We start from the raw sequence: 7657 nt of genomic DNA, 5'->3' as shown, positions 1-7657 counted from the left end.
AAAGTCAGTCAGGCTCAGCCTGCATTTACTGTTTGACCCCAGAATCCCCGTCGCTGTCTTCGCGGGGAGTTTGTCAATCAAGAAAACGATATCCGTACTTATCGTGAAATCTTCAAGATTTTCCTCCTCTGTGAAAAGTACGGAGTCCCAATTGAACTTCGGGCAAGAATGATGGACCATTCGACTATTGTTAACGAGAGCAAGTACAAGACTCAAGGAGTAGACGCTACCCTGGAAGTCTTGAAAAGATCGGCGCGATTGCCGATCCCTTATAACCTTGCCCTAGAGCGCCTATCGGAGGCGGGCATTGACCCCAACTTACCGGAAGTTAAGACTATCTTGAGAATCATCTATCAGCTCGGGGACTGACCTTATAGGGGTTTTGTGATAGAAGTCTTGCTTTTTTAATCAATTATTAAGTTTTGTTGCATAGGATACGCACTCATCGTCCAATGCGCTAAGACGGTAAAGAGTGCAATTTGAGTGTAACGGCGTAAAACTCGGTTAAAAAATATAGCCGAAAGTCTTACGGAAGAGGGTTTAACAAAAATGCGGACGAAAGGACTTGAACCTTCACGTCGCGAGGACACTAGAACCTAAATCTAGCGCGTCTACCAATTCCGCCACGTCCGCTTATTTGTGCAGTAAACCATTATAACAGAGATCGGGGATTGCGGGGGAAGATTTTTCAATCCGCCCCCGTCCCCGAAGGGTTCTATTTAACGTAGTAGTCCTGAACCGCCTTCACGTCGAAGGAAGTCTGGGTGAGCGATCGCAGCGCCGCGACGGTGGCCTTAGCCCCGGCGATGGTGGTGATGATCGGCACCTTGTAGGCCAGGGCCGATCGCCGGATCTTGATCCCGTCCTCCCGGGCTTCCTCCCCGGAGGGAGTGATGATCGCCAACTGCACGGCCTGGTTTTTGATCGCGTCCAGGACGTTGGGCCGCCCCTCGTGGAGTTTCAACTCCATGTCCACCTTGACCCCGTGCTCCCAGAGTACCTTGCGGGTGTTGATGGTAGCCGTCACCTTGAAGCCAAGATCCAGGAAGTCCTGCACCACCGGGACGATCGCCTCCTTATCGCGATCGTTGACGGAAACGAACACGGTCCCCGACTTGGGCAACACCTGCCCCGCCGCCAGTTCCGCCTTGGCGAAAGCCTGTCCGAAGTCCGTATCGATGCCCATCACTTCCCCAGTCGATCGCATTTCCGGGCCGAGGAGCACGTCCGTACCCGGGAACTTGGCGAAGGGCAGCACCGCCTCCTTCACCGAGACGTAGGTGGGGACCCGTTCTTCAGTGAAGCCCAACTCCTCCAACGTCTTGCCGGACATCACCCGGGACGCCATCTTCGCCAGGGGGACGCCGATCGCTTTGGAAACGAAGGGCACCGTCCGCGACGCCCGGGGGTTGGCTTCCAGGATGTAAACCTGTTCCCCCTGCACCGCGAACTGGATGTTCATCAACCCCACCACGTTCAGAGCCTTGGCGAGTTGGATCGTCTGGCGGCGGATCGTCTCGATCGCCCCTTCGGACAGGGTTTGGAAGGGGATGGAACAGGCCGAATCGCCGGAGTGGACCCCCGCCTGTTCGATGTGTTCCATGATGCCGCCGATGACCACATTTCCGGTTTTGTCGGCGACCGCATCCACATCCACCTCGATCGCATTTTCCAGGAACTTGTCCACCAAAATCGGGTGATCGGGTTCCACCTGCACCGCAAAGGTCATGTACCGTTCCAACTCCTCATCGGAGTAGACGATCTCCATCGCCCGACCCCCCAAAACGTAGGAGGGGCGCACCACCACAGGATAGCCGATGCGACCGGAGATCACCAACGCTTCCTCGTAGCTGCGGGCGATGCCGTTGGGCGCCTGCTGGATGTCAAGTTCCCGCAGGATCTTCTCGAACCGCTCCCGATCTTCGGCGGTGTCGATGGAGTCGGGGGACGTACCCCAAATCTTGGTTTTTAACGTCGATGCCTCCAGGGCTTTTTGCAGGGGTACGGCCAGTTTCAAAGGCGTTTGGCCGCCGAACTGGATGATGATCCCGTCCGGTTCTTCCGCCTCGATAATGTTGAAGACATCCTCTTGGGTCAGGGGTTCAAAATAGAGGCGATCGCTGGTGTCGTAGTCCGTGGAAACCGTCTCCGGGTTGGAGTTGACCATGATGGTGACGTAGCCATCCTCCCGCATCGAATAGGAGGCGTGGCAGCAGCAGTAGTCGAACTCGATCCCCTGGCCGATGCGGTTGGGTCCGCCGCCCAAAATCATCACCTTGGGTTTGTCGGAGGCGATCATTTCGTCCTCTTCCCAGTAGGTGGAATAGTAGTAGGGCGTTTGGGACTCGAATTCCGCCGCGCAGGTATCCACCATTTTATAAACGGGTTTCACCCCCAACCCCTTGCGGTAGCTTCGCACCTCGTCTTCGGTGGTTTTCTCGGTGGTTTTCGTGGCGAAGGCGATTTGGCGATCGCTGAATCCCTGCCGCTTCACCTCCAGCATCTCCTCAGCCTTCAGTTCCTTGAGGGGGGTGCGCTTCAGGAATTTCTCGGTTTCCAACAGGTCCTTGAATTTGTCCAAAAACCAGGGGTCGATGCCGGTGAGTTCGTAAATTTCTTCCACGGACATCCCCATCAACATGGCGTGACGCAGGGTCAGCATCCGGTCAGGGTTCGGCGTCCGCAGCCCGGAGCGGATATGATCCAGGCTGAGGAGTTTTTCGTCCTTGTTGAGTCCCCAACCCGCCAAACCGGTTTCGAGCGATCGCAGGGCCTTTTGGAAGGATTCGACAAAGGTGCCGCCGATGGCCATCGCCTCCCCCACGGATTTCATCTGGGTGGTGAGGACGGGTTGGGCGCCGGGGAACTTCTCGAAGGTGAAGCGGGGGATCTTCGTGACCACATAATCGATGGTGGGCTCGAAGGAGGCGGGGGTTTTTTTGGTGATGTCGTTGTCGATCTCGTCGAGGGTGTAGCCGACGGAGAGTTTGGCTGCGAATTTGGCGATCGGGAATCCAGTGGCCTTGGATGCCAGGGCCGAGGAACGGCTAACCCGGGGGTTCATCTCAATTACGATTACGTCCCCGTTGACGGGGTTGACGGAAAACTGGATGTTTGATCCCCCGGTTTCCACGCCGATTTCCCGGATGATTTTGATCGAGGCATCCCGCAACCGCTGATATTCCTTGTCCGTCAGGGTTTGGGCGGGGGCGACGGTGATGGAATCGCCGGTGTGGACGCCCATCGGGTCGATGTTTTCGATGGAACAGATGATGACGACGTTATCGGCCAGATCCCGCATGACTTCGAGTTCGTACTCTTTCCAACCGATCAGGGATTGTTCCACCAAAATCTGGGACACCGGGGAGGCGTCCAACCCCGCCATCGCCATTTCTTCGTATTCTTCCTGGTTGTAGGCAATGCCGCCGCCGGTGCCCCCCAGGGTGAAGGCGGGGCGGATGATCAGGGGGTAGCTTCCGATCTGATCGGCGATCGCCATCGCCTCGTTCATATTGCTGACAATGCCGGACGGACAGCACTTCACGCCGATTTTTTCCATCGCCTGTTTGAATAACAGGCGGTCTTCGGCCTTTTCGATCGCTTCTAATTTCGCGCCGATCAGTTCCACGCCGTATTTGTCCAACACGCCATTTTTCGCCAGGTCCACGGCGATGTTGAGGGCGGTCTGGCCCCCCATCGTCGGCAGCAGGGCATCGGGCCGTTCCTTGGCGATCACTTTTTCCACGATCTCGGGCACCAACGGCTCGATGTACGTCCGTTCGGCGGTTTCCGGGTCGGTCATGATTGTGGCCGGGTTGGAGTTGACCAGGACTACCTCGTAGCCTTCTTCTCGCAGCGCTTTACAGGCTTGAGTCCCGGAATAGTCGAACTCGCAGGCTTGTCCGATCACAATTGGGCCTGAACCCAGAAGCAGAATTTTTTTCAGGTCGTCGCGTCGGGGCATATTTCTCAGCTATCCGTTATTCGGTGATCCATATTAGTGTATAATTTGCGGGGAATCCCAGAATCAAACTCGTCTGTTGAGTTCCGATCTGGGTCAGACCCAAACAATGATGGATCGGTCTTTGAATCACAGTCAGGGTACACCCTCCATCCCCTGCCAAATGTTCAGATTGAACTTGACGCCGACGAACGTTTGTGAAGTTCCGCCCCGGGATGTCCTTACTGTTGACTTGGACAGGAGTCCGGGATGCTTTCCTGGCGGTGTCTCGATCAGATGATGTCCGACTGCACAAGCAGTTGAGCCAGCCGGATTCCGGCGTTTTCGCCGGTTCCCCGGGATACGATGGCAGTCGCCCGGGTCCTCCGGACATCGAATCACTCTGAAACTCAGACAGCGGACGCTTTTTTTCCTGTTGCCTGTTGCCTGCCATACGGGGTCTGGCTATTTCATTCTCGGAAAACTCAAGTCAATTAATTATTAATTATTAATTATTTCCGTCTCCCCCAGGCATTTTTCAGGCGGAAAATGAAAGAGCATCGAAGTTTTTAGGGGGCTGGGATCGGCTAACTGAATTCTTTTTTACTTTTCAATTGGGGTGGGGGAGAGGACGACAAATTCCGCCCGATTTCGTCCACCCGTTTTGGCTTTATACAGGGCCTCGTCCGCCCGTTTGAGAAGTTCATCTATGGCGTGATTTCCGGCGGTATCAGTCACGACTCCCAAGCTGATGGTACAGTTGACAATTCCCCCGGTATCCGCCCCAAAAAATACCGGATTATTGGCGACTTGGAGGCGCAGAGAATCGGCGCGATCGCGGGCTTTTGAGGGAGGACAGTCCGGCAAAACAATTAAAAACTCCTCTCCTCCCCAGCGGCCGATCAAATCCGGTGGATTGAGTTGGGATTGGAGCGATCGCGTCACCTGCTGCAAGACCAAATCGCCGATATCGTGACCGTGGGTATCATTGATTTTCTTAAAGCGATCGACATCCAATAAAATTAAGGTTAAAATTTCAAATTTTTTTTGCGCCAAAATATCCTCGACCTTGACGGCGATCGCCCCCCGATTGAAAATTTGCGTCAAAAAGTCGGTCTCCGACATTTTATGAAGTTCGGAATACATTCTTTGACTCACCATCAACACAAAAAAACCGTTGCGTAGAAAGTCCACAATAAAAATCCCAAAAAAAGTGAAGATGTTGGCGAGGGTTGCATCTAATGCGGACTGAGTTTGACTGTTAACCAGAAAGAAACCGCGCATTAAAAAGATGCAGATACCCAAAAACAATACCGCTGTCAGACAGCGGCCCGTCATTAAAAAGTTTCTGATATTTGCACCGATCATATATCTGATACTCACCCCATAGGCTAAAATGCCGATCAGGATCAGCGCGATATTTCTCCAGAAATAGTTGTCGTCAACGTACAAATAATAAATCTGTGAAATTGAAAATAATGTCCCACTGAAAATCCATAAAAAATTGTCAATTTTTCTGCCGACAAATTGGCCGATACCGGCGACGCTAAAAATCATAGAAGCGGCCAGGATAAGGTTGCCCAGAAGCTTCATTGATAGGGCGGGAGGCGGGGCGAACTTGATGACGATAACCCAGCCAAAAGAAAGGGCAGAAAATAGGGTTCCCAGCACATAGTTTGACATTCCTTTATACTCGTGTGCCGTGGCGATCAATGACAGGAGAATGCCCGCCTGTAGCAAGGACGAGAGCACCATCATGACGATCATCGTATCCGTATCAAAATTCATGTCCTGAAAATCAATAAAATCACGGCCTCTAGAATTCCGAAGTGATTTGAAAATTGTCGGCGGTGAAATCCCCATCCCGGGGGCTTTGATCCCCGGGAAGTTCGCGAATTCTTTCCCGTTGCCATACCATCTGCGCCGGGCGTCAATAAACTTCCAGTATTGCGATTTTTTAATTCCCGTTTAATGCCGGGATATAGGAATCGCCAATTGCCGGTCAATTGTCCAAATTGATATTACACCAAATCCGGATGATTTGCCACGGCGAGCTAGATGGGGACTGGATGCTTCCACCCCCATTATTGAAGACTTCCGATCGCAAAGAAGATACCCGCAGCCTGTTCGCAACGGGTTTCGTAGTGGTGTCGATTGACCGATCGCCCTCATCGGTGAGAAAATAAACCGAGAATGCCTTATCATCCCACAAACTGTCATGCGAAAACCCAGTTCCTATGCCGTCCACCTCCTCATTCAGGGGGGACACCGCGAAGAAGTTCGATTCAAGACCATCCAAGAGTTTCAAGCTTGGTACACGAAAGTCCTCATCCCCAAGCACAACGACAACGAATTTCTGAACGTCCCCATCAAGACGATGGAAGGGGAATATCTGGTCGTCCGTCCCTGCAGCATCATGGGTGTCCGCGTCGAACCCGTCTTTACCACCAGCATCGATCGCGACGAAGTGGACGATCTCGAATAACCCGACAGGTGAGTTGAACGGCATGGCATCTCAGGTCATCGGCATCGATTTGGGGGGGACGGCGATCAAACTGGGACGGTTTGAGGCGGACGGATCGTGTCTGGGGTCTTTGCAGGTTCCCACCCCCCAACCCGCCACCCCGAAAGCGGTTCTGGCCGCGATGGCGGATGCAATAGCACAACTTGCGCCGGATGTCAAGTCTTTGGAGGCGATCGGGGTGGGGTTGCCCGGTCCGGTGGACGCGGCGGGGCGGATTTCCAAAATTGCCATCAACCTTCGGGATTGGCGGGAGGTGCCCCTGGCGGATTGGCTGGAGGAGAAGACGGGAAAACCCGTGATTCTGGCGAATGATGCCAACTGTGCCGGGTTAGGGGAAGCTTGGCTGGGGGCGGGGCGATCGTTCAAAAATGTCATTATGCTGACTTTGGGGACGGGTGTCGGCGGTGCGATTATCCTGAATGGCGAGTTATTTGTGGGTCCCCGGGGGGCGGCGGGGGAGTTGGGGCTGATTACGTTGAACCCGGACGGTCCCCCGTGCAACAGCGGCAACCGGGGCTCGCTGGAACAGTATGCCTCGGTGCAGGCGGTGCGGCGGGAGACGGGGATGGAACCGGCGGCGGTGGCGAAAAAAGCGATCGCGGGCGATACTGAAGCTTTAGCCTATTGGGAACAGTACGGGCGGCGTCTGGGGGCGGGTTTGGCGAGTTTGATTTACGTCCTCACCCCGGAAGCGGTGGTGTTGGGCGGCGGCATCAGTGCGGGGGCGGACTTATTTTTGCCGAGTGTTTGGGGTGAAATTGAACGGCGGGTTTTGCCGAGCTCTCGGGAAGGTTTGCAGATTGTGACGGCGGAATTGGGCAATCGGGCGGGGGCCTGCGGGGCGGCGCGGCTGGCGTTTCAGACGTTCGAGGTTTGAGTCCCAATTTTCTCCACCCGTGGGGGCAACCGTCTCTGGTTGCCCCGGGTTTCAATTGATAGGAAATTATCAGGTTAGATGGGCAAGCGCAGAGGCTTGCCACTACCGATTGATGGATTGATGGATTGATGGATTGATCATTGATGGATTGATGGATTGATGGATTGATGGATTGATGGATTGATGGATTGATGGATTGATGGATTGATGGATTGATGGGCAAGCGCAGAGGCTTGCCACTACCGATTGATCATTGATGGATTGATGGATTGATGGGCAAGCGCAGAGGCTTGCCCCTACCGATTGATCATTGATG

The 7657-nt window shown here is 54.1% G+C and carries 6 protein-coding genes and 1 tRNA gene; 3 read left to right on the top strand and 4 right to left on the bottom strand.

Annotated features, from left to right (window positions below; all coding sequences use genetic code 11):
- Positions 1-550: 550 nt before the first annotated feature.
- Positions 551-633: transfer RNA gene (locus tag AC0QHF_RS00940), tRNA-Leu, on the bottom strand.
- 82 nt (positions 634-715) lie between these two features.
- Positions 716-3964: a carbamoyl-phosphate synthase large subunit gene (carB, locus tag AC0QHF_RS00935; RefSeq protein WP_324702307.1), complete on the bottom strand. Its 3249-nt coding sequence runs from the start codon at positions 3962-3964 to the stop codon at positions 716-718.
- Between the two features lie 212 nt (positions 3965-4176).
- Between carB and AC0QHF_RS00930 the strand changes: the two genes are divergently transcribed.
- Positions 4177-4347 (top strand): hypothetical protein, encoded by a 171-nt coding sequence (locus AC0QHF_RS00930; RefSeq protein ID WP_324702306.1) that lies wholly within the window; start codon positions 4177-4179, stop codon positions 4345-4347.
- 196 nt (positions 4348-4543) lie between these two features.
- Here AC0QHF_RS00930 and AC0QHF_RS00925 read toward each other — a convergent pair whose 3' ends face one another.
- Positions 4544-5728, bottom strand: a complete 1185-nt coding sequence (locus AC0QHF_RS00925) for a GGDEF domain-containing protein (protein ID WP_324702305.1) — start codon at positions 5726-5728, stop codon at positions 4544-4546.
- 430 nt (positions 5729-6158) lie between these two features.
- On the opposite strand from AC0QHF_RS00925, the gene AC0QHF_RS00920 reads away from it, so the two are divergent.
- Both AC0QHF_RS00920 and AC0QHF_RS00915 read left to right on the top strand, forming a co-directional pair.
- Positions 6159-6425: a hypothetical protein gene (locus tag AC0QHF_RS00920; protein ID WP_324702304.1), complete on the top strand. Its 267-nt coding sequence runs from the start codon at positions 6159-6161 to the stop codon at positions 6423-6425.
- A gap of 22 nt (positions 6426-6447) precedes the next feature.
- Complete coding sequence (locus AC0QHF_RS00915) at positions 6448-7341, top strand: ROK family protein (RefSeq protein ID WP_324702303.1); 894 nt, start codon at positions 6448-6450, stop codon at positions 7339-7341.
- Positions 7342-7443: 102 nt separating this feature from the next.
- Here AC0QHF_RS00915 and AC0QHF_RS00910 read toward each other — a convergent pair.
- On the bottom strand, positions 7444-7657 hold a 214-nt coding region (locus AC0QHF_RS00910; protein WP_375341387.1), incomplete at its 5' end, for a hypothetical protein.

This window comes from Lyngbya sp. CCY1209, from assembly GCF_055795065.1.
This window is presented reverse-complemented; position numbering and strand designations above follow the sequence as displayed.

What these genes read in the sequence shown, in the direction of transcription:
- AC0QHF_RS00920 (WP_324702304.1), top strand. Translation starts at nt 6,159, where the DNA reads ATGCGAAAACCCAGTTCCTATGCCGTCCACCTCCTCATTCAGGGGGGA.
- AC0QHF_RS00915 (WP_324702303.1), top strand. Translation starts at nt 6,448, where the DNA reads ATGGCATCTCAGGTCATCGGCATCGATTTGGGGGGGACGGCGATCAAA.
- AC0QHF_RS00930 (WP_324702306.1), top strand. Translation starts at nt 4,177, where the DNA reads ATGTCCTTACTGTTGACTTGGACAGGAGTCCGGGATGCTTTCCTGGCG.
- carB (WP_324702307.1), bottom strand. Translation starts at nt 3,964, where the DNA reads ATGCCCCGACGCGACGACCTGAAAAAAATTCTGCTTCTGGGTTCAGGC.
- AC0QHF_RS00925 (WP_324702305.1), bottom strand. Translation starts at nt 5,728, where the DNA reads ATGAATTTTGATACGGATACGATGATCGTCATGATGGTGCTCTCGTCC.